The sequence below is a fragment of the Pseudoalteromonas sp. ABV4_021 genome, from assembly GCF_056159365.1.
The window spans coordinates 163,163-186,859 of record NZ_JBSWVB010000002.1 but is presented as its reverse complement, the minus strand read 5'-3'; the positions used below and the strand labels follow the sequence as shown (position 1 = coordinate 186,859).

Here is a 23,697-nt window from a genome sequence, read left to right as displayed (position 1 = left end):
ATTGGTATATTTTAAACTGTACCTGTTAACGCGCAGTAAACCAATTGCCAAAACACAAAAAAGGCCCTGAAAACTCGGGCCTTTTATAAACACAGCACAATTACGCAAATGCGTTATTGTTTTTCTTTTACCACAGCAACAAGTAATGCGGGTAAGAATGTCAGAGTAAGTATTGTCGAAACCAAAATACCACTCATTACAATCACACCTACCCCGCGGTAAAGCTCTGTGCCATCCCCAGGGATTAACACAAGCGGCGCTAGGCCAAATAAAGTAGTAGCAGTAGACATAAGAATGGGCATTAAGCGTTTTTCAAGTGCTTGTTCAACCGCCTGCTTTACACTTAACCCCTTCTCAACGACAAAACGGCGGGTTTGATCAACAATAAGAATTGGATTGTTAACCACAGTGCCAAGCAAAATTAAAAAGCCTAACATGGTGATCATATCAAACGGTTGGTGATAACTACTTAAACCAATACTACCCAACACGCTATTTACGCCATTAACGAACACAAGACCTAATAGGCCGCCAGCCATGCCTAATGGTACTGTTGCCAAAATAAATAACGGATAGCGCCAATGTGTAAATATGGCTACCAATAATAAGTAGCTCAGTGCCAAGGCAATAATAAAGTTACTTGAAAGGGCCTCTTTTGTTGCTTCTAATTGGTCAGCTGCGCCACTAATATTCACTTTTATGCCTTGCGCTATTTTACCTTGCTGCCAAAGGGCTGGTAACAACTCATTGCGCACTAATTGTTCCGCTGTTTCTAGTGCAACATCTCGCGGCGGAATAATGTACACAGTCACAGTACGATTACCGTCAACACGACGAATTGAGTTACTGTTATTTGAATTGGTTAAGTCAGCCAAAGCGTGAAGCGGTAAAATGTTACCCGAGGGCGTTACTATTGGAGAGCTGGCAAGCTCTGCCATATTTTGGCGATTGCCAGCTCCGCTAAACAAAAACATGTCAATTTTGTCATCGTTTAGAATAAACTCGTCAACATAGGCACCATCGCTCATAGCCGCAATTGCATAGCCAAAGTCGCTATTATTAATGCCCAATTCGGCTAATCGCTGCCAACGCGGTTTAATTTCAACTAGCGGCTGCTCAAGCGCTAACGAGCCGGGATCTGAGTTTATTTGCGGCTTATCAAACACCACATTGGCTTGCTCATAAACGGCTTCTGCCGCGCCGTATAAATCAATAATATTACTGCCCGCAATATCCACTGCAACTGCACGCGTTCCACCATCATTACTTGATATAATTGAACCGCGCGAACTAAATGCGCGCATATTCGGATAAGACCGGAATTTATCGGTTACCGCTTCCATCATTTGATTGATATGGTCTGGATTAACCGGCGCACTTAAAAACCAAATACGCCCTACCGATACAGACATAGAGTAATAATCAAGCGGTGGCATCGCCTCATTACCGGCTATAAAATCGGCGCTATCAGCGTGAATATACCCATCAAAATATTCCCGTAGTTCTTTACCAATTTTTTGCATTTCAGACAAGTTGTAACTTGGCGGCGCAATCATCATAGAAAACGCTTTTGGTTCTTCTCCTTCAGGCAAATATTCTGCGGCAGGCATAAACCAAAGTGCGCTACCCAAAATACCTACAGCGAAAATGGCAACAGCAATACGCGCGCGTTTCGTTGATTTGCTCAACCAAGCTGCCGGCTTTAGCCACTTGTTTGACAGTTGCAGCTGCTTACCTTCACTGAGTTCTTGTTTTTTACCTATATTGGCAATAGCCGTAGGAACAATAAATATCGCAACCAACATAGACGCGATAATGGCACCTGAAATCGCGATAGCGATATCAGAATAAAGCTGACCGGCTTCTTGTTGCACAAATAAAATCGGCGCAAATACCATGACGGTTGTTGCGGTTGATGCAAGTACCGCTGGCCATACTTCTTTTACCCCGTTAATTGCAGCGTCTCGTTTACTGGTGCCATTAACCTTTGCTTGCACAATCGCCTCTAGCACAACAATGGTATTATCCACCGTCATGCCAATTGCAAATGCAACACCAGCAAGAGAAATAACGTTAATGGTGCGGCCAAATAAACTCAGCGCTAAAAACGCAGCGATGGTACAAAGTGGAATACCGATAATACCCACCAATGTGGCGCGACCTGAACGCAAGAAAAAATACATGACTAAGGTTGCAAGTAAACCACCTAGCGCCAAGTTTACCCAAACATTTTTTAACGAGCTGCGTACGTATTTCACGTCATCACTCATCAATTTTAACTCTAGGCCATTTTGACTCAGCAGTTGTTGATTGAGCTCAGCGACAATCGGTAACATCGCATCTTTAATTGCTAATACATTTGAGCCACTTTCACGGCGCACCGATAAACTTAATGTACGTTCGCCATCGGAAAAAGACATGCCACGTGTTTCAAAATGGTCGAGCGTTACGCTAGCCACTTCTTTAAGCAGAATATTTGCACCATTTTTACGTGCAATAATCAGGTTTTCTAACTCGTTTAAGCTTTCAAAACGCGAGACTACACGCAGCAAATAACGGCTTGTGCCTGATTCAATATCACCCGCTGAGGCATCTTTATTACGGCTACGAATTGCGGTTCTTAATTCTGGTAAACTAATACCTCGCTGTGCTAATCGGTGTGCGTTCACTTTAATTTGAATTTGCCTTTGCGCACCGCCGCCAACTCGCACTTCTGAAACACCAGAGACACTTTCCATGCGCGGTCGCACGTAGTCTTCAGCAAAATCGCGTAGCAAATCGACATCTAACTCAAGTGGGTTACCCGCCAATGGTTTAAGCGTAAAGTACATAAACGCATTGCCAGAAAACGAGCTTGAAAACAGTCGCGGTTGGTCAACGTTTTCAGGGTATGCAGGAACTTGACTTAGCGCGTTGTTAACTCGAATAAGTGCATCGTTGGCATCAACACCAAACGGAAACTCTAATTCAATGCTAGCAGAGCCCATTTCGCTGTAAGAGACCATCCGTGACAGGTTCGCAAGGCCGCGTAAATAGCGTTCTTGTTCAATAATGATTTCTTTTTCTACATCCTGTGGTGTCGCACCAGGCCAACCGGTTTGCACAGTAATGGTTCTGACTTCAAGATCGGGGATCATTTGCACCGGAATGTTAAGCGCGGTTACTAATCCCAATATGCTGGTGATCAGTACACAAACCGCAACTAACGTGCCGCGTTTTACTGCCTCTGTGATCATTGCGCACTTCCCTTAACGGAGCTTACCGTTACTTTTAAACCATCGCTAAGCGCTTCAACACCACTCATTACAAACGCATGATTACTCGGTGCGTTTGTGACTGCAATGCGTTCTGCTTGCTCTGCAATCACATTAACAATATGACGTTTAGCTACGTTGTCGGTCACAGAAAATACGCTGTATCCGCCATCTGGATGGTGCTTTAGTGCCGTTTTTGGAAGCCATAGTTTTTCTTGTGCTGATTGCTGTAGTGCAATGGTTGCCGTTGCTGAAATACCCGGAATGAGTGCGATTGATTTATCAATATCAATAAATACTTTAAAGGTGCGTGATAATTCGCTTGTTGCGCCAACTACATTAGAAATTCCGGCTTTAAATTGGCTTGCGTGTTGTAAATCTGGCGTGATGTTAGCAACTAAATTCGTTTGCTTAAAATTAGTGTAATATTCTTGTGGAATTTCAAGTTCAAGTCGCAGTTTGTCGTTTGCAACTAACGAAAAAACAGTGACTTGTGGCGTTACCCATTCACCCACCTCCGCAAAACGGTTCATAATGACACCTGAAAATGGTGCACGAAGCGTATGTCGATTTACAATTTCTTTTCGCTCAGCAAGCAACGCCTTAGCTTGAGACACAGCAGCTAACGCTTTAGCGCGTGTTGCTTTACGCTCAGCAATTAATGTTTTTGCAACCACCTGCTGCTTTGACAGTTTAATGACTTCTTGGTACAAACGTTGTGCTTCTTGATAAGCTATTTCACTTGCCTCTAAACTTGCTAACACTTGCTGATACTGGGCTTTTGCAATACTGTTGTTTAATTCGAGTAATATGTCACCAGCACTTACGTGGTCGCCGGCCTCTACAAATAGTTTTGCCACGACGCCTTGTTGTAATACAGTGACTTTGGCATCTTGCTTTGATTTAATTGTGCCCGACAGCGCTAGTTGCTCTGAAAATTGATTTACTTGGGGATAAATTAAATCAACGGCAATTTCCTTTGCTGTTAGCAACGAAGTGTTAAAGGATAAAACGATAAAGGCTAAGGCTAACCTTAAGCGCACAACACACATAGCTATCTCACTTTATGTTAATAATAATTATTTCTATTTATTTTAAACATCTGCGCTCAAAAACACACCTGTTTGCGACTAAATACACAATTTTACGTCTGAACGTATTACATTTGCTTAGAATTTATACTTTTAATCGAATATTTAAAAAGAATACAAAACACTACAATGACTTACCTTTGGTTAAATGCCAAAAATCAGATGCAACAATAGACAGTAACAGGCAACACGCTTTAGTATTAACAGCCATACAGTTACAAACATAGCCAAATATGACCATAAAACTAAACGAGCACGATAAACAACAGTGCATTAGCAAATTGCAAGATTACTTTGATAAAGAACTTGACGTTGAACTAGGCCAATTTGATGCCGATTTTCTGTTAGACTTTATTGCAAAGGAACTAGGTGCCGCCTTTTACAACCAAGGTATTTACGATGCACAAGCCTTATTGCAAAGTAAAATTGATACCCTAAATGATGGTTTTAGCGAACTTGAAAAGCCTATTCGTTAATTAAATTCATATGCAATTGTTGTGATAAAAAATTACAATTCTATTCAAATTCAATCGTTAAACTTACTATGATCATTTCAAACCACCAGCACGATATAAAAACTGCAACAGGCGTTATGCGCACTTATCGTTATTCTCCTGTTGAATCTGGCAACTACCCTTGCATCATTTTTTATTCAGAGATTTTTCAACAAACTGCGCCAATAGCGCGTTCTGCAGCCATTTTAGCGAGCCATGGGTTTCATGTGTTAGTGCCTGAGGTATTTCACGAGCTAAACCCAATCGGTACCGTACTTGCCTACGATGACGCGGGTAAAGATAAAGGCAATCAAGATAAATGGAATAAGCCGCTTGAATCGCATGATAGTGATACAGTTGCTTTAATTGAATTTGCAAAAGCATTACCCAATTGTACAGGTAATGTTAGCGCTATGGGCGTGTGCATTGGCGGCCACCTCGCCTACCGCGCAGCATTAAACCCTAATATTAAAGCGGCATTTTGTTTGTATGCGACTGATATTCATAGTAATACATTGCCAGCGAAAGAAGGTAATAATTCGCTAGAACGTATGTCAGATATTAACGGTGAAATTCACTTTATCTTTGGTAAGCAAGACCCACACGTACCAGTGGATGGACGTATAAAAATTTATCAAGCATGCCAACAAACTGGTATCAATTTTCAATGGCAAGAAGTTAACGCACAACACGCGTTTATGCGCGATGAAGGTGAACGTTACGACGCCGCACTTGCAATACAAATGTATCAACAAGCCATTGCACTATTTCAGCGTAAATTAGTGTAATTATTAACAAGGTTAGATTAATGTAGTAATCAGGTTTACATTGCTACATTATTAACCTTACTTTAACCTTTTCTTACAGACCCTTACACTTTTAGACGAAGACTTACATAAGTAATATTTACCACGTTAAATTCTAGGCCTACACTCCTGCTACGTACTAATAGCAGGAACGCTAATTGTGAATACTTTAGTCTCTGTGACATCACAAAAAACAAATAATGCAGTAATAAAATGGAATTTATATTACATAATCGCAATCATCGCTGTCTGTCTTATTGTTAATGTCAGCATTCGCTTAGATTATTATTTCTTACAAGGTATTCCTGAACTTTCGTTTACCGAAACCTTGCAAGGCTTAGCACTTGTTTGTATCACTCTGTGCTTTTACAAAATGATAAAGGCGCCAAACGTTGGTGCTGGCAGTTTACTTGTATTTGGCTTTTTCACCGCCCTGTTAATACGAGAGTGTGACTTTTGGTTTGATAAAATTACCCATGGTTTTTGGTTTTATCCTGCCATGTTTACAACACTTGTTACGTTAGTTTTGTTTTCAAAGCGCGGAAAAAGTGGCTTTACCGAGTTTGTTAATTTACTGCGCGTACCTGCCATGAACAAGGTAATCGTAGGTGTGATTGTATTGATTATTTTTAGCCGTATTTTTGGTACTGGTAGCTTTTGGCGCGATGTTGTAAGCCAAGATGCCTTCGTTGTAAAAACCATTATTCAAGAAGGTTTAGAGCTACTTTGCTACTGTTTTATTACAATTGGTGCATGGGAAACGCAGCAACAAGTTAACACTTTGAACAACAACGAATGTGGTGCGCTTTAACGCACCACATTTAGTTTAAAAGCTAAAATCCACGCCTGCGAAAATGCTTCTGCCTACCTCAGCGTAACCATAATCGAAAGCGTCTTGATCAATCCGTTTATCGAATAAATTGGTAATACCAACTCTAAAAGCAATTGTTTGCGATAGTGCAAACCGGCTTCCTAAGTCAACCATGACATAGCCATCTGCTGGCGTTTTCTGCCATGTTGGGGCCATTTCAATATACTGTTCACCAATATAATTGAGATTGACATAGGTACTGAGTGACTCAATAACTTGCCAATTTAATTTTGTATTTGCTTGGTGTTTTGGCGTTTTAATTAACGGAAGGTTATCACTTTTGTTTTCACTATCAATATAGCTATAGTTAAAACTAAGATCTAACGTATCAAGTACCTGCCAAAGCACATCGAACTCAATGCCTTTTGTCGTCACTTCGTTGATATTGATATGTTGGATCATTGGCTGATTATCTGGCGTTACACCAACAAATGTACTGGTGTCGCGTGCAATCATATCTTCAATCTCATTATTGAATACAGTTGCTCTAACAAAGCCAAAATCAGTTTGATAACTTGCTGATAACTCATAACTCAGCGACTTTTCAGGTTCTAAATCGGGATTACCAACTAATACACAGCGCCCACCACAACTTATGGTTGCAAAATCAGCACTACTGCGCCACATTGCGGGTGCTTTAAAGCCTGTACCGACACCGCCTTTAAACGTTAAATCACTGTTAGCGTTATACACTAAATACGCACGTGGACTAAAATGTGACCCAAACTCACTGTGATCGGTTACACGCCCGCTAAACGTCGCGGTCATTTCATCAGAAAGTGCCCATTCATCTTGTATGTAGGCTGCAAACTGAGTATTTGAGGTTTCTTTTGCGTAGTCTCTAGGGTGACTTAGTGTATTATCAGAAACATCAAAACCCGTTGTAATCAAATGATTTTCGCTTCCAAACACTGCTCTACCATCTACATTATGATTTGTTTGCGTTCCCGTTGTTAACGCTAAGCGAGCGTTATCTTCTTGAATATCAGTTTGCTCAAAATAGTAGTTAAACTCACTGTTTCCCCACTGCCATTCTCGCGCATAATTAACACCAAAATTAACGCGTTCACTCTCATAAAAGTTCGCAACATACGAGCCATCAGGCGCTTGCCATAAATTATAACTTTTATCTTCTTCTAGGTATTCAAGATTCGCGCTTAACGTATCTTGCGATGTGACATGCCATAACACACTCGTATTTACGCCTGCACGTTGCTGTTTTTCAGTTTTAGAGGTAATTCCATAGTCAGAATCATTTGGTTGCCAAGGGTTGCGATCACTCCAGTTCACGCCGAACGTCGCTAAAACCCTATCATCTATCAAGGCACCACTTGAAAACACACCAACTCGTGCTAGCTCACCACCGCCATCGATTGGCGTACTGTAGTCAACATTACCATTGGTTTGCCATTCATTTTTTGCTTCTTTTAGAATGACGTTAATGACACCACCAATGGCTTCACTACCATAAATAGCTGACATTGGGCCGCGAACAATTTCAACACGCTCGATTGCCGTCATTGGTATGCTCGACAAATCAAACGAACCTCTAATTAATGCCTCGCGTGAATTCACTCGCTTGCCGTTAACCAGTAACAATGTGTAGCTCGGGTCTAACCCTCGTAGGCTAACGGATGCTTCACCATTTCCAGAACGGCGTACATTAACCCCGACTACGTCTTGTAGGCTGGTTGTAATATCCGTTGCTGGGATCTTGATGATTTCTTCAAAATCAATAACACTCACCGAGGCTGGTGCATTAAGTAATGTTTGTTCACCTTGCGTTGCTGTCACTACAATTACATCATTAATTTGAGCGTCGTCCGCATATACGTAATTACTAACGAGTAATGTACTGACAAATGCTGCAAGCTTATTTAACCTCATCGTTTATTATCTTCCTGTTTGTTAATAAATAAATCAGTCCATCAGCCAATTCATTACGCCAAACATAAGAATCGTGCCCCCCTGAGAACTCGTGGTACTTTACCGTATAGCCTTTTGCGTTGAGTACATCACGCAAATGGCGATTACTTTCCAGAATATCAATTGTGAAATAACCTGTTTCAAATACTCCTGCATTCATGTAAATCGACAGTTTTTTGTAGTTATCGCGAGCGATTTTACGCGTTAGCCACTGCGGTTCTGTTTGCTGTTTAGTCCCTTCTCGTGGCGACCACCAAAATGAACCAGATTGACTTAACACATTGCCAAATACATCAGGGTATTGCATTGCAACATACATTGACGCGAGGCCACCGAAACTAGAGCCCGATAAAACCGTGTTTTGTGCACTTGGTGATAATCCTTTTTTTGTCAGCCAAGGCATAAGTTCATTTGCCATAAACCATGCAAAATCTGGATTTGGTGGCAACTCTTGGCCTCTGGTTTTTCTAGATACATTGCTTACAAATACCGCATTAACAGGAGGAATTTTTTTGTCGTTTATTAAGTTGGTTAGCGTATTGGGTACTTTTAGTTTTGACTTATAATTCTTTCCGTCGAAAAACAAAATTGTTGGTGATTGTGGTGTTGCATCTTTATGTTTGTATATGGCGATATCACGTGTGTTGTTAAGACGAATACTCGCGATAGTGTGTTGCGTCAAGCTGTAAGAATTTTCTGAAACATCGCGTAAATACGGCGAATGTTTTGTATCTTTTAATGTTAAAATTGAATGTGTTGTGTATTTATCGGTACCTTCAAATTGCCATGTTTTCGGGTTAAGCGGGTCTTGTTGTTTGGTGGCCATTATGGCAATTCGCGATGCGCGAGGTTGATTAGGTACATGTGGCACATCGGGTGCCAATTGATATGAAATCAAACTGTCTGTTGGTAAACGATACGTTTTAAACCAAATATCAGTGCCTTTTATTTTTTCTAAATCTTGATGACTGCCAAAAGGCGCGCCAAATAATCTTACATTATGACGCGCACCGCGCCACAAAAATGTTACAAGTGCATCAGTTTGCTCGTATTCGATTAAAGGTGTGCCCTCTTTTTCAACGTTTTGCCAAAAATCATCTAAAACTTTCCCTTTGTTATCACCTTTTAGCCTTGTTACTAACGATTGCATCGTGGGGCTAAGTAACGTTTCGTTATCTGACACTGCGGGTTGTGAAATAGGCTCAGAGAGATTAATCGTCGCTAAATTTTTATTAGCGCTGGTTACGCGTACTTTAAACTGCTGGTCCGCTTGTGCTAATAAATACAGTTTAAAGGTGCTCTGCTGCTTAGCTAACACTCGTACTAGACGTTCATTTTCGTCAATTAACTCTGCTTTAATAAAGGGCTGTGAAAACGAGAATTCTCCGGTTATATATTGGTCTTTTTTAAGTTCAATTGAATGAAAAAATTCGTGAGGCTTACCAACGGTGCTGGCGAAACACACCCCAGCTGACAACAGAAAATATAAATAAACACCAAAACGAAACATTATTAAATCCATGTAATGAGAGTGATTTGCATTATCACTCATATATTAAGAACTTTCAATATTTTTAACGTGATATTAGGTAGTTATGAATTTTTAGGCCGTTAAACTTTCCATACAAAGAAAGTTTAACAAGTAAAGATAGCGAAAACGTGCCGCTACTGTGTTAAATAACAGCCTTTAAAGGATTGCGTACAAGGCAAGGTTTCGATTGTCGAATGTGTGATAGAAAACTGTTTAGCTAACATATCTTTGATTGACTGCAAATCATCATCACTCAGTATAATGCTGGCCTCAAGATGAAGGGGCGTATCGTCCAACTGCCACACGTGCAAATGTTCAACTGCAGACACATTATCTTGTTCTAGGATTGCTGAATACACACTATCTACATCGACATCAGCGTGAGTGCCTTGCATCAAGATAATAACACTTTGCTTCGCATAATCAGCGCCGTGGTAAAGCACGTACACAGAAATTAAGATAGTGGCAATTAAATCAATAATATACCATTGATATAAGATAATTAATGTGCCTGAAATGATTACAACAAGTGACGCTAAAGCATCTGATAAATTATGAATAAACGCCGCTTTTAAATTTAAATTGTCCTTTGCACCTGCTTTATATGTAAGCCACGCAGTTGCAACGTCAATCACCAACGCAATTGCCGCGATGTAAACAACAATCCAGCCATCAACTGGCGACGGATTTAAGAACTGACTAAACGCTTCAAAAATTAGGTAACACCCAACTAAAATTAAAATAGTGCTATTGACCAACGCGCCAAAGATCTCTGCGCGTTTATAGCCAAATGACATTACGCTAGTGGCGGGTTTTCTTGCGATTCGCCGCGCAATAATTGCAATTACAATGGCTCCTGCGTCACTTAAATTGTGAAGTGCATCCGCAACAAGCGCCATACTACCAGACAAAATGCCACCAATAATCTGCGCTACAGTCAGTAATACATTAATCACAACGGCGAGTGACAATTTGTTATCGCCGCTATTATGATGATGGTGATGATGTGAATGTGACATTCTATTCCCTATGCTATTTGGCGGTATTGTAGTGTGTTAACCAGCTCAGTTGCGTCTTTACACTCTAACGGTTTACTAAACAAATAACCTTGAACTTTATCTACATGTAAGTCGATTAAGGTACTTTTCTGAGTGGTGTTTTCAACACCCTCGGCAACAATGGTTAAGTTTAGCGCTTTTGCAATGGCACATATTGCTTTTACAATTTGTAAGCCAGCTTCACTGGATAAATCATTAACAAACGAGCGGTCAATCTTCAAGCCATTTAGTGGCAACGCCTTTAACCTAGCCAATGAACTGTACCCTGTTCCAAAATCATCAATAAGTAAGTGATACCCTGCATCTGATATACACTCCAGTATGGGAATAATATCAGCTTGATTTTCCATCATTGCAGACTCGGTAATTTCAAGTTGTAACAGCGATCTTGAAACGACGTTTTGGCACTCTAACCAATCGAGTAGCTCGTTATTTTTTAGTTGTTTTGGAGAAACATTCACGTTCACAAAAAGTTGATTTGATGTATCCAAATTAACACTAGCACAAAAGTGTGCGGCTAATTTCGCAACATGTAACCCAACTTCTGATATTTTGGCCATATCTTCAATAATAGGCACAAACTCAAGGGGCGAAATAGTGCCAAGGTTATCATCATGTACTCTGAGTAATGCCTCAAAGCCTAAAAGCCGATTTGATTCTAAACAATATATTGGCTGATACACCAATCTAATTGCCGATAAATAACTATCATTACTGCAAAAAGTTTCAATTTCACGTTTACGACGGTTTGCGATTGCAAGATCATCATTATAAAAAGAGTACTGATCTCTGCCCATTTTTTTTGCACGATACATCGCAAGATCGGCTTCATGTAATAATTGTTCAGGACATAAATTACAAGGCGCCGCGGTAGTGCGTACGCCAATACTCGCTGTTATACATTGGTATGCGGCCTGCTGTTTTCTCAATTGATGAATTGCGTAAGTCAGTCGCTCAACGACGCTCTCAATCGAAACGTTTAGCCTATTTTGTGCGATAAACAATGCAAACTCATCGCCGCCAAGGCGCGCTACTTCACCATAGCTTGAGAATTCGCTCTGAAGTAATCTGCCTAACGCTTTTAACAACGCATCGCCCACTTTGTGACCATAACCGTCATTTACTAATTTAAATCTATCAAGGTCAACGTATAAAAGGTGATAACTGCCTTTTCGCCTTGTAAGTTCATTACCAACACTATCTAAAAACGCTTGTCGGTTTAATAAATCGGTAAGTGCGTCGTGCTCTGCCTGATACCTTAGTTTTTCTTCATGTTGCTTGGTGGCGGTTATATCAAGTAAACGCCCCTCAAATAGCCTACGCTCTGCGTCAATTACCCAATGCCCTTTTAATAACAAACAATAGGTATTACCTAGTTTGTTTTGCACAAATAATTCTTGCGAAAATTCATTACTTTTACATGCTAAAAATGAATGTTGTTGTTGAGAGGTCATCAAACCACAAATATTGTTATTTGCGTCATCTGGTAATAGCAAACCAATAAACGCAGGATTTTTTTCTAAGATCTCGCCTTTGTCGTTACAACAAAATAGTCCTTCGGAACAATTTACAAACAAGGTTTTGTATTTTTTCTTGGTTTCTAATTGTTGTTCTAGTGCTTTTACTTTGAGTTGTGACGTGGCTGCTAAATTTTGCTGTGTTTTCTTTAATGAATACGTTTTGATACGAACAAGGCGGTTAACATGTGCATATTGGTTACGAATTGTGACTAAATACATTATAAGCGCAAAGCCAAATAGGATAGCTAAGGTGCAAAATCCTGCACTAATAAGGTAATGACTATGGCGCACGTAACTTGGGTTGAAGTAGGCAATATCCAGTGTTTTATCAAAAAATGAGATGCGTTGTTGTGCTAATGGTTCAGCAGAAGACAAACCTAATGTATTTTGCCAATCTGAATTATAAATGGGTTGATTACGTAAGCTGATTGTAATGTGCTGATTTTGCGTATCACCCGATGCATGAATGTAATCGAAAAAGCTCTTAACGTTGAACCTCAGTGACACCGTTTTTACATCAGCGGCGTTGAGAATAACGCTCCAAAACTCTGAATTTGGCCACTCTTTTACAATATAGGCTTTAGCGTTGTCATTGTTGATCGATATTGTACTACCAACTAAGTGACCAAAATCAGATTCTGGGTAATTAGCCAGCAACACGTAATTTTCATACTGATTAGAGAAACGAATACTATCGCTAAATGAAAAATCGAACACCCCAACTTGTTGCATATAATCTTCTACAAATTCAACATTGTTTGGCGTTACGCGATAATAGAACTCTATGCTTGAATCAAACGCTAAACCGCTAATTTGGTCATCAATCAACGGTTTAACGCGCTCTTGCGTAACACTTGATGAAGCACTATACAGACTAGCAATCCCCGAAATTAAGTTTTCTACATAATCACTTTTACTTACAATTGCCTTACTATAGCTTGAAAGTTGAAACTGCCACTGCTCGGACTGTTTTTGCTGTAATTGCGATGCAAACCAATATGCCAGAGCTATGCACGCAATCACATAAATAACAAATACCAATAAATAAGGTTTATATTTATTAATGAGCAAAAAATCAGGTTTCATCTATAGACTTATCGCTAGAACTAGTTAAAAATACAGTAACGATAATAATTCCTATTACCATTTATGAGAAGTGTTATTTTCCTTTTTATCTCGTTTTTTGCATTAACTGCACAGGTATTAGCCAATTCTGTAGTAAACGTATACTCATTCCGAAAGGCTGAAATAATTTCTCCTTTAATAACCGCGTTTGAACAAGAGCATAATGTGCGGGTAAATCTGGTTTATGGAAAACCAAAAGCGCTAGTCAATAAATTCATTGCCAATGCAGACAATAGTCAAGTAGATGTATTATTAACGTCTGAATTAGGGCAACTTCAATCGGTAAAGCACCTACTACAGCCAATAAATATTCGAACATCGCCAGTCGCGCCTGAATTAGTGGACGATGAAATGAAATGGGTGGCACTGTCGTTAAGAATAAGGGCATTGTTTTCGCTAACAAACGAACAGCCAATCACGTCATTTAGCGAATTAAACAGCGAGAAATTTTACGGTAAGTTTTGCAACCGTGATTTTAATCATAGCTACAATCAACAAATGGAAAAATCTCTGCAAGCCATTGGTAATACCCAAGATGTAAAGTGGCTAAAAAATTACGTTTCGCTCTTAAACAAACGTCCTTCTGGCGGCGACCGCGACCAGTTACGAGCTGTGTTTAAAAAACAGTGTGATTATGCGCTCGCAAATCACTATTACTACCACATGTTACGTAACAGTAAAAAGCCGTCGGACCGTGAAGTTGCTGCAAACTTAAGCATGCATTTTTTAACAACCTATAATGGCAAAACGCCCGTTTCAGCGACTGCCGCGGCAATTAGTCAATACGCGCCAAATAAAGAAAATGCGCAGCGGTTTGTTAACTTTTTGCTGTCTTCTAATGCGCAAGCAATGATTGCAAATGAGCTTCATGAATTTGCGGTAAATAAGCACGTGCGAGATCGCCAATTAGTGCACTACCCAAATTTGTCACTGTCGTTGCAAAGTGTAAAACGGGCACTTTAATAGACCAAGTCCATTTTCAGGCGTTTTTGTGAGACTGGTTTATACTTAAGCGATTAGCAAAGTAATAATAAATTATTATGCAAAGAGCGTTGTGGTCATTGATGTTATTGGTAGTGTGTTGTCAGTGTTTCAGTGCGCAAACACCGCCTGCGGAATGCAAAACCCCACTTTCACTATCGATCACAAACGACTGGTATCCGTATGTTAAGTTTTCTAAGTTTGATAGCACCACCGGTGTCGATGTAGAGCTGCTGAAAAAAGTGCTCGAGCAAATGGGCTGTGAACTTACCGTAATTCGCTTCCCTGAACGTAGAACCCTATTTGAACTCACTATTGGTAATTTTGATATTGGCCTTGGCGCCAGTAAAACGCCCGAACGCGAACGAGACTTCTATTTTTCAAAAATGTACCGCCTAGAGCGAAATCGATTCGCCTATCGACAAAATGACCAAAGCGTTAAACAAAGCAAAAGTTTTAAATCAATTATTAAACAGCGTAAGCTTATTGGTGTTAATTTGGCAGGTTGGTACGGTGATGAACTAGAGCGCGCAAAACAAGCGTATAATGGCTTTGTTTTTTCAGAAACAACAATTAAACGCTTGGAGATGTTAGTTAAAAACCGTGTCGATATTGTGATTGATGACGACATTGTACTTTGCAGCGAAATATCAAGACAAAACCACTCTCAGGTGGTTATTCACCCTTTACTACTGTCACAAGCAAGTATTCATTTTATCTTTAACAAACAAAGTGTTTCACCAGATTTTATGGCGCGTTTTGACACCGCTTTAAATACAGTGTTATCCAATGGCGAGCTTGAAGCGTTGTTCTCGCATTATGTATCGCCAAGCTGTGCTGATCAGCTTATTTAGTTTTCGTTTTTATAACCAACCTTCGTTATAAAATAAAGCGCGCTATCGCTATGTTGTGCCATAAGATAGTGTTAAAATGCCGCCAATTTTGATTCGATGAAAAATATATAATGCTTAGTTCAAACAACATCACCATGCAATTTGGTGCAAAGCCACTTTTTGAAAATATTTCAGTTAAATTTGGCGACGGTAATCGTTATGGTTTAATCGGTGCTAATGGCTGCGGTAAATCAACCTTTATGAAAATTTTAAGCGGTGAGCTTGAACCAAGTGCAGGTAATATTTCATACGACCCAAATGAGCGCATTGCAAAGCTAAATCAGGATCAGTTTGCCTACGAACAATACAGTGTTGTTGATACGGTAATTATGGGTCATAAAGAGTTATGGCAAATTAAAAAAGAGCGTGACCGCATTTATTCTTTACCTGAAATGAGTGAAGAAGAAGGTATGTTGGTAGCTGATCTTGAAACCCAATTTGCCGAAATGGACGGGTATTCAGCCGAAGCAAAAGCCGGTGAGTTACTGTTAGGTGTTGGTATTCCAACTGAGCAACATTATGGTTTGATGTCGGAAGTTGCACCTGGTTGGAAATTGCGTGTACTACTTGCACAAGTACTATTTGCCGAGCCAGATATCATGTTACTTGATGAACCGACCAACAACTTGGATATCTACACCATCAAGTGGTTAGAGGATATTTTGAATCAGCGTGATTGCACTATGATTATTATTTCCCACGACCGCCATTTCTTGAACTCGGTATGTACTCACATGGCTGATATCGACTATGGTGAATTACGTATTTACCCGGGTAATTACGATGAGTACATGTTTGCCGCAACACAAGCGCGCGAGCGTTTATTATCAGATAACGCCAAGAAAAAAGCGCAAATTGCCGAACTACAACAGTTCGTATCTCGCTTCTCTGCTAACGCATCAAAAGCAAAGCAAGCGACATCTCGTGCTAAGCAAATTGATAAAATCCAATTAGAAGAAGTAAAAGCGTCGAGCCGTCAAAATCCATTTATTCGTTTTGAACAATCAAAACAATTATTTAGAAATGCACTTGAGCTTGAAAGCCTAGCACAAGGTTATGACGATACTTTGTTCAGTGATTTATCTGCGCTTGTTGAGGTAGGTGAAAAAGTAGCGATTATTGGTGAAAACGGCGTCGGTAAAACCACGCTATTACACACCCTAGCGAATCGCCTGCCTGCGAAAAGTGGCAGCCTTAAGTGGTCTGAAAATGTAAACATTGGCTACTACGCACAAGATCATGCAGATGACTTTGCGACCGATATGGATCTGTTTCAATGGATGGAACAATGGCAACAAGAAGGTGATGACGAACAAGTAGTACGTGGTTATTTAGGCCGTTTACTGTTTTCTCAAAACGACATCAAAAAATCAGTTAAAGTAATTTCTGGTGGTGAACAAGGTCGCATGCTATTTGGTAAATTAATGATGCATAAGCCAAATATCTTATTAATGGATGAACCAACAAACCACATGGATATGGAATCGATCGAATCACTCAACCTTGCGTTAGAACAATACCAAGGTACTTTGTTTTTCGTATCCCATGACCGCCAATTTGTATCGTCGCTTGCAACCCGTATTTGGGAAATAAAAGACGGTAACGTAATTGATTTCCAAGGTACTTATGACGAGTACCTTGCAAAAAAAGCAGCTGACGAAGCAAAATAACCAAGTTGAGCTTAACCAATTAGATTCTTGAAAAGGCGCTATTTATTAGCGCCTTTTTTATTAGCTACGCCAAACAACGCGAACACTTTCAAAAAACAACGCTGTCATAAAAAATTCATACACTAATTTTGTACAGAATAAAATCAACACCCAGAATAAACCTCATTGATTTTAAACAGTTTTATTTAAATGTTACGTATATTTAAGCTGTCTTTACGTTTGCTTTATGACAGTTTTATTGCAGTTAACATGCTCCTTTCGTATCTTATTCCTGTTCAAGGTGAACACATGTTTATATATTTTAAGGAAAATTTCATGACCCGTAAGTTAACACTCTCGTTGCTTGCAGCATCAAGCCTCAGCCTTGTCGGCTGCGGTGGCTCATCAACTTCACACGAACCAGCGCCAATCGTACCTAATTCTGGCGAACTTAATATTGGATTTTTAGGACTTCCTGACGGTGCGTCTGCAGATGTGTTGGTTGAAGGCCCCAACGGTTATTCCAATACCGTTAGTACCAGTACCTTACTTACGCAACTCGCCCCTGGTACCTACACACTTTCAAGCGTTGCCCAATCCATAAACAATAAACGTTATCTCGGCATAAACGAATCGATATCGCTGAACGTTTCAAATGGTCTGGTTTCAAATGCGATTTATGAATTTGGCTATGCAACGCAAACCATAGGTACGGTAAGTGGTTTTGGTAGCTTGTATGTCAATGGTGTTCGTTACAACACCGATAATGCCGACTTTACAATTAATGGCCAACCAGGCTCAGAAGACGCAATCCGTTTAGGTGATCGCGTTGTGCTTTCAGGCTTAACCAATAACCAAGGCCGTTTTATTGCAAATAGTGTTAACTACGAAGCAACAGCCACCGGTCAAATTCAGCACATTGACTATGCTAATGAGACAATAACAGTACACGGCCAAACATTTGTCTTAACCGGTGAATCTAACTTAGAAGAGGTTACCTTTGATGCGTTAAAACAAGGTAACTTTGTCGAGATCAGTGCCGTATATTCAGAACAACGTGGCTTTTTAATCTCAAAGCTAGAACGTGAAGACGATGAAGACACGCTTTCACTTACCGCAAAAGTCACAGCGCTGGATAGTGCTAATAACACCTTAGCAATCAACGACACGACATTTGATACATCCAACGTTAATGTGCCTCAAGAGCTTGCTGTTGGTGATATTGTCGAAATTGAATTTAACCAGCTAAATGATATTAACGTTATTACTGACATCGAAATTGAGCACTATGATCAACACGATGGTGTGTCTGTTATTTTAGATGGTCCAATCGTCAATGTTACAGACACCAGTATTACAATTGCCAACACACAAGTGTTTATCAATGACGACACCGATTTTGAAAATCTATCATTAGCGCAACTTGAAAACGGTACACGTGTCGTTGTTGAAGCAATCATTATTGATAATCAACATATTGCTGAAGAAATCGCGCTGTATATTAGCGCAGACAGTGACATTGAAGGTGTAATCAGCGATATTGATTTAGCATTAAATACCATTACGGTAAATGAGCGCGAATACACAATCACACCGTTTACCCTGTTTGATGATGAATCAAACGCCCAAGATAAACAACTAACACCGTCAAGCTTAGCGATAGGCGATTTTGTTAAAATCGATTTTTATAGCGATGATAACGGCAATGCCTTTGTGACTAAGTTAGAGCGCGAAGAACAATCTGAAAACGACAATGATATTTCGATTTCAGGCAAGGTTACCAATATTAACCTTGATACAAATACCTTTAACGTTTCGGGTATTACAGTATTTGTAAATGCATCGTCAGAGCTTGAAAACCGTTTTGGCAATGATGTGTCCGTTCAAGACTTTATGGCATCACTTAGCGATAACGATAAATTAGAACTAGAGGTATTCAAAACATCTGAAGATGGCTACTTGGTGTTAGAGGCAAAATACCAAGATAGTTACGACGATAGCTTTGACATTGAAGGTTCAATTACAGAGTTCAATAGTATTCTAGATTTTAACGTAAACGGTTTTCAAATCATTACCGATGAAAACACGCAATTTTCGCACCCACTAGATATGTTTCAAAACGGTGTCGAAGTTGAAATCGATGCAGTACAGCAAGACGGCAGCACCCTGCTAGCACTTTCTGTTGAACTTGAAGATGACAATGATATACGGGAAATTGAAGGTGAAATCACCGCGATTCAAAATGATACAGTTATTGTTAACGACACCGCCATTTTGCTAACTGCCAATACCCAGTTTGAAAATGGTACACGTGAGCAGTTAAGAGAAGGCGTGATGGTTGAAATCGACGCTATCATTAACGGTCAAGGTCAACTTGTTGCGACTGAAATAGAATTTGAACAACAAGACGACATTGAATTAAACGGTTCAATCACAGAAATAGTAAGCGACTTTCAATTTAAGGTTAACGACACCCTTGTTTACTTTGATGCCAATACGCAATTTGTAAATGGAAATCAAAGTAAACTCGCGCCCGATGTACTCGTAGAAGTTGATGCGATTGAAACCGCAATTGGTTTGTATGCTGCTGAAATCGAGTTTAAAACAAATCAAGAGTTTGAAATTGAAGGTGAAGTTCAAAACCTAACCGACAACCAATTTACATTAAGCGACGTTGTTATCCACTACTCAAGCGATACCCAGTTTGAATTAGAAGGTAATCAACTTGAAAATGGCTTAAGTGTTGAAGTGGCTGGCACAATAGATAAAAAAGGCCAGTATATCGCATGGCGAGTTGCTTTTGATGACTAGCCACTGTTAGATATTACACACTAAAAGAGTACGTTCTTGCAATGAACGTACTCTTTTTAATTTTAAACCCTAAATTTAACTCGCTGGTAGAATTGAAATAATTTTACTTTCGTTCTTATTTCGGTCATTTATGGTTAAGTAAATTGTGCCATTTGGCGCGGTAACCACATCACGAATACGCCCTAAACCTTTCAGAATAATCTCATCTTCAATTACCTGATTATTTTCAATACGTAAACGATGCAATTGCTTTTTCGCTAGGCTGCCAACAAATAAATCGCCCTGCCAATTTTTAAACACATTTCCGGTATAAAAGTTAATACCAGCAACCGCAATTGATGGCGTCCAATGGTGAATTGGCGACTGCATATCGGGTAATTCTGTGTGTTCGGTGATCGGCGTACCGTTATAATTCATGCCAAACGTCACTTTTGGCCAACCATAATTCACACCTTTGGTGATTAAGTTAAGTTCATCACCACCGCGTGGGCCGTGCTCTGTTGACCATAAATCCCCTGTTGTTTGATTTATGGTTAAGCCTTGTGGGTTACGATTACCATACGTCCAGATTGTTTGTTGGGCGCCCTTTTCATTGTAAAACGGGTTATCTTTTGGAATGCGTCCATCTTTAAAAATGCGGTGTATTTTGCCGTTCTGCGTTGCAATACTTTGCGCATCATTTTGATGGCCTTCATCACCGTTGCTAAAGAACAAGTAGTCGCCTTGAATAGCGAAACGTGAGCCAAAGTGCCAACCGCGATTTTTACGATTGTCTGGCTTCGCCTCAAACAAGGTTTGCTCTGAATCCCATTTACCATCGTTTATTTTGCCGCGCACAATTTTAGTAAAGGCAATCTCGTCACCGTTATCGTTTTTACCAGCAGCTTGGCTAAACGACAAATAAATCCACCCGTTTTCGCTATATTGTGGGTCGGGATATACATCAAGTAAGCCTCCTTGACGGTTATGCCAGATCTCAGGAATGCCAATTACTTGCGTTTTTTTGCCGTTTTTCGACATCATCCACAGTTCACCTTGGCGAAGCGTATACAATAAACTGCCGTCCGGTAAAAAATCCATCGCCCAGATAATTCCATCACTGGTAAGCACTTCTTGTGTCGTAACGGTTTGATGCTTTGTGGTAAATACTTTACCAAGAGATGATTCAGGCGCTTTTTCCCTCTCTACTTTAGCGCCCGCTTCGCGAATATATACAACAAGCGTTCGTACTTGTTCATCGCTTAACGTTTCACCAAATGCTGGCATGCCAACGTTAGCGATACCATTTTTGATAGCATTGGTTAATGCTTTATCTGTGCCATCTGTTAGCCATGTGTTATCAACTAACGAAGGAGCCATCGCGCCCATCAGTGTTTCGCCATGGCAAGATGCACAGGTAGATTTAAACAGTTCTTCAACTTTTGCGTGTGATGGCAAACTTGCAATGCTTGCTAACATCGCTCCTAAAATCGATAACTTATTAATTTTTTGATACATATTATTATTTCACGGTAGATCGAATGCACGGTAATTACAGTATAATGTGCCGAGTTTCTATTTTCAGTCAAGATGCGTTTAAAGGTTTGTTTCGTGCGAGAAGTGTTTAAAAATTCGTTAATTGTTTCATTATTAAGTGTTCATTTCACATCATTTGCCGAGCAAAACAACCCAAGTTTTGCTGATATTGAAACTATAGTTACAACCGCGTCGCGTACCAAGAAACGCCATTTAGACCTGATAGGCAATACCAGCCTTATCGCAAAAGATGCAGTTGCTACCATTAACGCAGAGCACTTAAATCAAGTGTTAAGTTTAGCGTCAGGGGTATGGTTAAGCCGTGGTAATGGACAAGAATCATTGCTTTCGCTGCGTTCGCCTGTGTTAACAGGAGCAGGTTCTTGCGCTGAATTCTTGATGCTAGAAAATAATATTAGCCTACGGGCGCCCGGATTTTGCAATGTTAATCAGTTATTCGATAGCCATTTTGAAATAAGCGACCGCATTGAAGTAGTAAAAGGCAATAATTCTGCACGTTATGGTTCAAACGCAATCCATGGCGTAATCAACATTAATAATACGCTCTACGCCAGCGAAAATCAGCTCGCACTAGACGTAGGCAATGATGATTTTTTTCGGTTAAATGCAACGGCAAGTAACGATTTTGACGATGTGCAGTTAGGTGTTGGTGTAACCGTAAGTAGCGATGGCGGTTATCAGTCTAGCTCGGGTTATCAACAGCAAAAACTATCAGTCTCAGCACAACACCCGTTCGGCAATTGGCAAACAACACACCATGTTAGTGTAACCAACCTAGAGCAAGATACCGCAGGTTATTTACAACAAGGCGAAAATGCATATAGAGATAAATCGCTGTTAAAAATTAATGAATTCTCAGATGCCTATCGCGACAGTGTCTCTATGCATTACAGCATGCAAAATAGCGCTGAAATAAACAATGCCCTATGGCAACTAACGCCCTATCTACGATACACAGATATGACGTTTTTAATGCACTTTTTACCTGGAACTCCCATTGAAAAAAACGACCATCACAGTATTGGACTCCAGTTATCTCGCTATGCAGACGTTACGCATGCCTTGGCGCTTAAATTAGGTAGCGACCTCGATTTTACTCAAGGTTCGTTACAACAATATCAAACAAACGACACCATATCAGATTCGGCATTTCTAAGGGCGGTATTACCTAAAGGACAACACTATGATTACACGGTTAATGCAAAAAATTACGCGCTTTATGGCCAGCTTGATTATCAAATAGCTGATGATCAGAACGCTTTTTTAGCACTTAGACATGATATTACCGAATACGATTACAATAACGCCTTAAGCCCAGGTAATTTAAAAGATGACGGCACTGCCTGTGGCTTTGGCGGTTGTCGATACACTCGCCCCGCTAATCAAACCAATCGCTTTAACGATACAAGCTACAGCCTTGGCTATTCTTTAACGCTAAACGACAATACGATTGTATTTGCTAAACTAGATAACAGCTTTAGAGCACCACACACCGCCGAGCTTTATCGCCTGCAGAACAACCAGCAACAAAATGACATAACCAGTGTTGACGCAAACCAGCAAGAGCTTGGCCTGCGTTTTCAAACAGAAACGGTATTCGGTGAGCTTACGTTTTATCACCTAACTAAGAAAAACGCGATTTATCAAGATTCAGACAGACATTACCTCAATGGTTTATCGACTCAGCATCAAGGACTCGAATTTGACCTAATCTGGCGCCTTAGCGACACATTAAAAACGCGATTGAATTCAAGTTATGCAAAGCACACCTATGAAAATAATCCAACTACTGGGCAGCAGCTAAAAGGTAAAGAGATAGATACCTCTCCGCGCTTAATTGCAAACCTCATTCTTGATTGGCAAATAACGCAAAACATAACCAGTCAGTTTGAACTAAGGCACCTTGACGGTTATTACTTAGACGATAAGAACACGCAAACATACAGTGGGCATACGGTTTCGAATTTACGCGCAAAATGGCAAATCAACAGCAATTTCTCTCTCGCACTCGCCGTTCTTAATGTATTTGATACACGTTACGCCGAACGGGCCGACTATGCATTTGGTAATCACCGTTATTTTATTGGCGAGCCACGCAATACCAGTGCGACCTTACGTTATCAGTTTTAATTTATAATCGTGTTGTAAGAA

General features: G+C 40.1%; 15 protein-coding genes. 8 read left to right on the top strand and 7 right to left on the bottom strand.

Annotated elements, in window-relative coordinates; genetic code table 11:
* Nucleotides 1-113: 113 nt before the first annotated feature.
* Both ACXAFE_RS15145 and ACXAFE_RS15140 read right to left on the bottom strand, forming a co-directional pair.
* Nucleotides 114-3,236, bottom strand: coding sequence for an efflux RND transporter permease subunit (locus ACXAFE_RS15145; protein ID WP_475154088.1), 3,123 nt, complete (start codon nt 3,234-3,236; stop codon nt 114-116).
* Nucleotides 3,233-4,297, bottom strand: coding sequence for an efflux RND transporter periplasmic adaptor subunit (locus tag ACXAFE_RS15140; protein ID WP_475154085.1), 1,065 nt, complete (start codon nt 4,295-4,297; stop codon nt 3,233-3,235). The genes ACXAFE_RS15145 and ACXAFE_RS15140 overlap by 4 nt, the downstream gene beginning before the upstream one ends.
* Before the next feature lie 281 nt (nt 4,298-4,578).
* On the opposite strand from ACXAFE_RS15140, the gene ACXAFE_RS15135 reads away from it, so the two are divergent.
* From ACXAFE_RS15135 to ACXAFE_RS15125, 3 genes are all read left to right on the top strand, one after another.
* Entirely contained in the window at nt 4,579-4,821 is a 243-nt protein-coding gene (locus ACXAFE_RS15135; RefSeq protein WP_475154083.1) for a DUF2164 domain-containing protein, read from the top strand.
* Nucleotides 4,822-4,889: 68 nt separating this feature from the next.
* Nucleotides 4,890-5,627: a dienelactone hydrolase family protein gene (locus ACXAFE_RS15130; protein WP_475154081.1), complete on the top strand. Its 738-nt coding sequence runs from the start codon at nt 4,890-4,892 to the stop codon at nt 5,625-5,627.
* 178 nt (nt 5,628-5,805) lie between these two features.
* Complete coding sequence (locus tag ACXAFE_RS15125; protein WP_475154077.1) at nt 5,806-6,456, top strand: hypothetical protein; 651 nt, start codon at nt 5,806-5,808, stop codon at nt 6,454-6,456.
* A gap of 15 nt (nt 6,457-6,471) precedes the next feature.
* Here the strand turns inward: ACXAFE_RS15125 and ACXAFE_RS15120 are convergent, their stop codons facing one another.
* From ACXAFE_RS15120 to ACXAFE_RS15105, 4 genes are all read right to left on the bottom strand, one after another.
* On the bottom strand, nt 6,472-8,403 hold the full coding sequence (locus tag ACXAFE_RS15120; RefSeq protein WP_475154071.1) for a TonB-dependent receptor domain-containing protein: 1,932 nt from the start codon (nt 8,401-8,403) through the stop codon (nt 6,472-6,474).
* Nucleotides 8,390-9,994 (bottom strand): alpha/beta hydrolase-fold protein, encoded by a 1,605-nt coding sequence (locus tag ACXAFE_RS15115; protein WP_475154065.1) that lies wholly within the window; start codon nt 9,992-9,994, stop codon nt 8,390-8,392. The genes ACXAFE_RS15120 and ACXAFE_RS15115 overlap by 14 nt, the downstream gene beginning before the upstream one ends.
* 113 nt (nt 9,995-10,107) lie before the next feature.
* Nucleotides 10,108-10,992, bottom strand: a complete 885-nt coding sequence (locus ACXAFE_RS15110; protein WP_475154060.1) for a cation diffusion facilitator family transporter — start codon at nt 10,990-10,992, stop codon at nt 10,108-10,110.
* Between the two features lie 8 nt (nt 10,993-11,000).
* Nucleotides 11,001-13,637 carry a sensor domain-containing protein gene (locus ACXAFE_RS15105; RefSeq protein WP_475154056.1) on the bottom strand — a complete coding sequence of 879 codons (2,637 nt, stop codon included), beginning with the start codon at nt 13,635-13,637 and terminating at the stop codon, nt 11,001-11,003.
* 63 nt (nt 13,638-13,700) lie between these two features.
* Here ACXAFE_RS15105 and ACXAFE_RS15100 point away from each other — a divergent pair, with 63 nt between their 5' ends.
* From ACXAFE_RS15100 to ACXAFE_RS15085, 4 genes are all read left to right on the top strand, one after another.
* Nucleotides 13,701-14,639, top strand: coding sequence for a substrate-binding domain-containing protein (locus ACXAFE_RS15100; protein ID WP_475154052.1), 939 nt, complete (start codon nt 13,701-13,703; stop codon nt 14,637-14,639).
* Between the two features lie 77 nt (nt 14,640-14,716).
* Nucleotides 14,717-15,511, top strand: coding sequence for a substrate-binding periplasmic protein (locus tag ACXAFE_RS15095; protein ID WP_475154047.1), 795 nt, complete (start codon nt 14,717-14,719; stop codon nt 15,509-15,511).
* Between the two features lie 110 nt (nt 15,512-15,621).
* Nucleotides 15,622-17,220, top strand: a complete 1,599-nt coding sequence (locus ACXAFE_RS15090; protein ID WP_475154042.1) for an ABC-F family ATPase — start codon at nt 15,622-15,624, stop codon at nt 17,218-17,220.
* A 315-nt stretch (nt 17,221-17,535) separates the two neighbouring features.
* Nucleotides 17,536-20,010 (top strand): DUF5666 domain-containing protein, encoded by a 2,475-nt coding sequence (locus tag ACXAFE_RS15085; RefSeq protein WP_475154038.1) that lies wholly within the window; start codon nt 17,536-17,538, stop codon nt 20,008-20,010.
* Nucleotides 20,011-20,085: 75 nt separating this feature from the next.
* On the opposite strand, the gene ACXAFE_RS15080 is transcribed toward ACXAFE_RS15085, so the two are convergent.
* Nucleotides 20,086-21,507, bottom strand: coding sequence for a PQQ-dependent sugar dehydrogenase (locus ACXAFE_RS15080; RefSeq protein WP_475154035.1), 1,422 nt, complete (start codon nt 21,505-21,507; stop codon nt 20,086-20,088).
* Nucleotides 21,508-21,600: 93 nt separating this feature from the next.
* On the opposite strand from ACXAFE_RS15080, the gene ACXAFE_RS15075 reads away from it, so the two are divergent.
* On the top strand, nt 21,601-23,676 hold the full coding sequence (locus ACXAFE_RS15075; RefSeq protein WP_475154033.1) for a TonB-dependent receptor: 2,076 nt from the start codon (nt 21,601-21,603) through the stop codon (nt 23,674-23,676).
* The last annotated feature ends 21 nt before the right edge of the window (nt 23,677-23,697 follow it).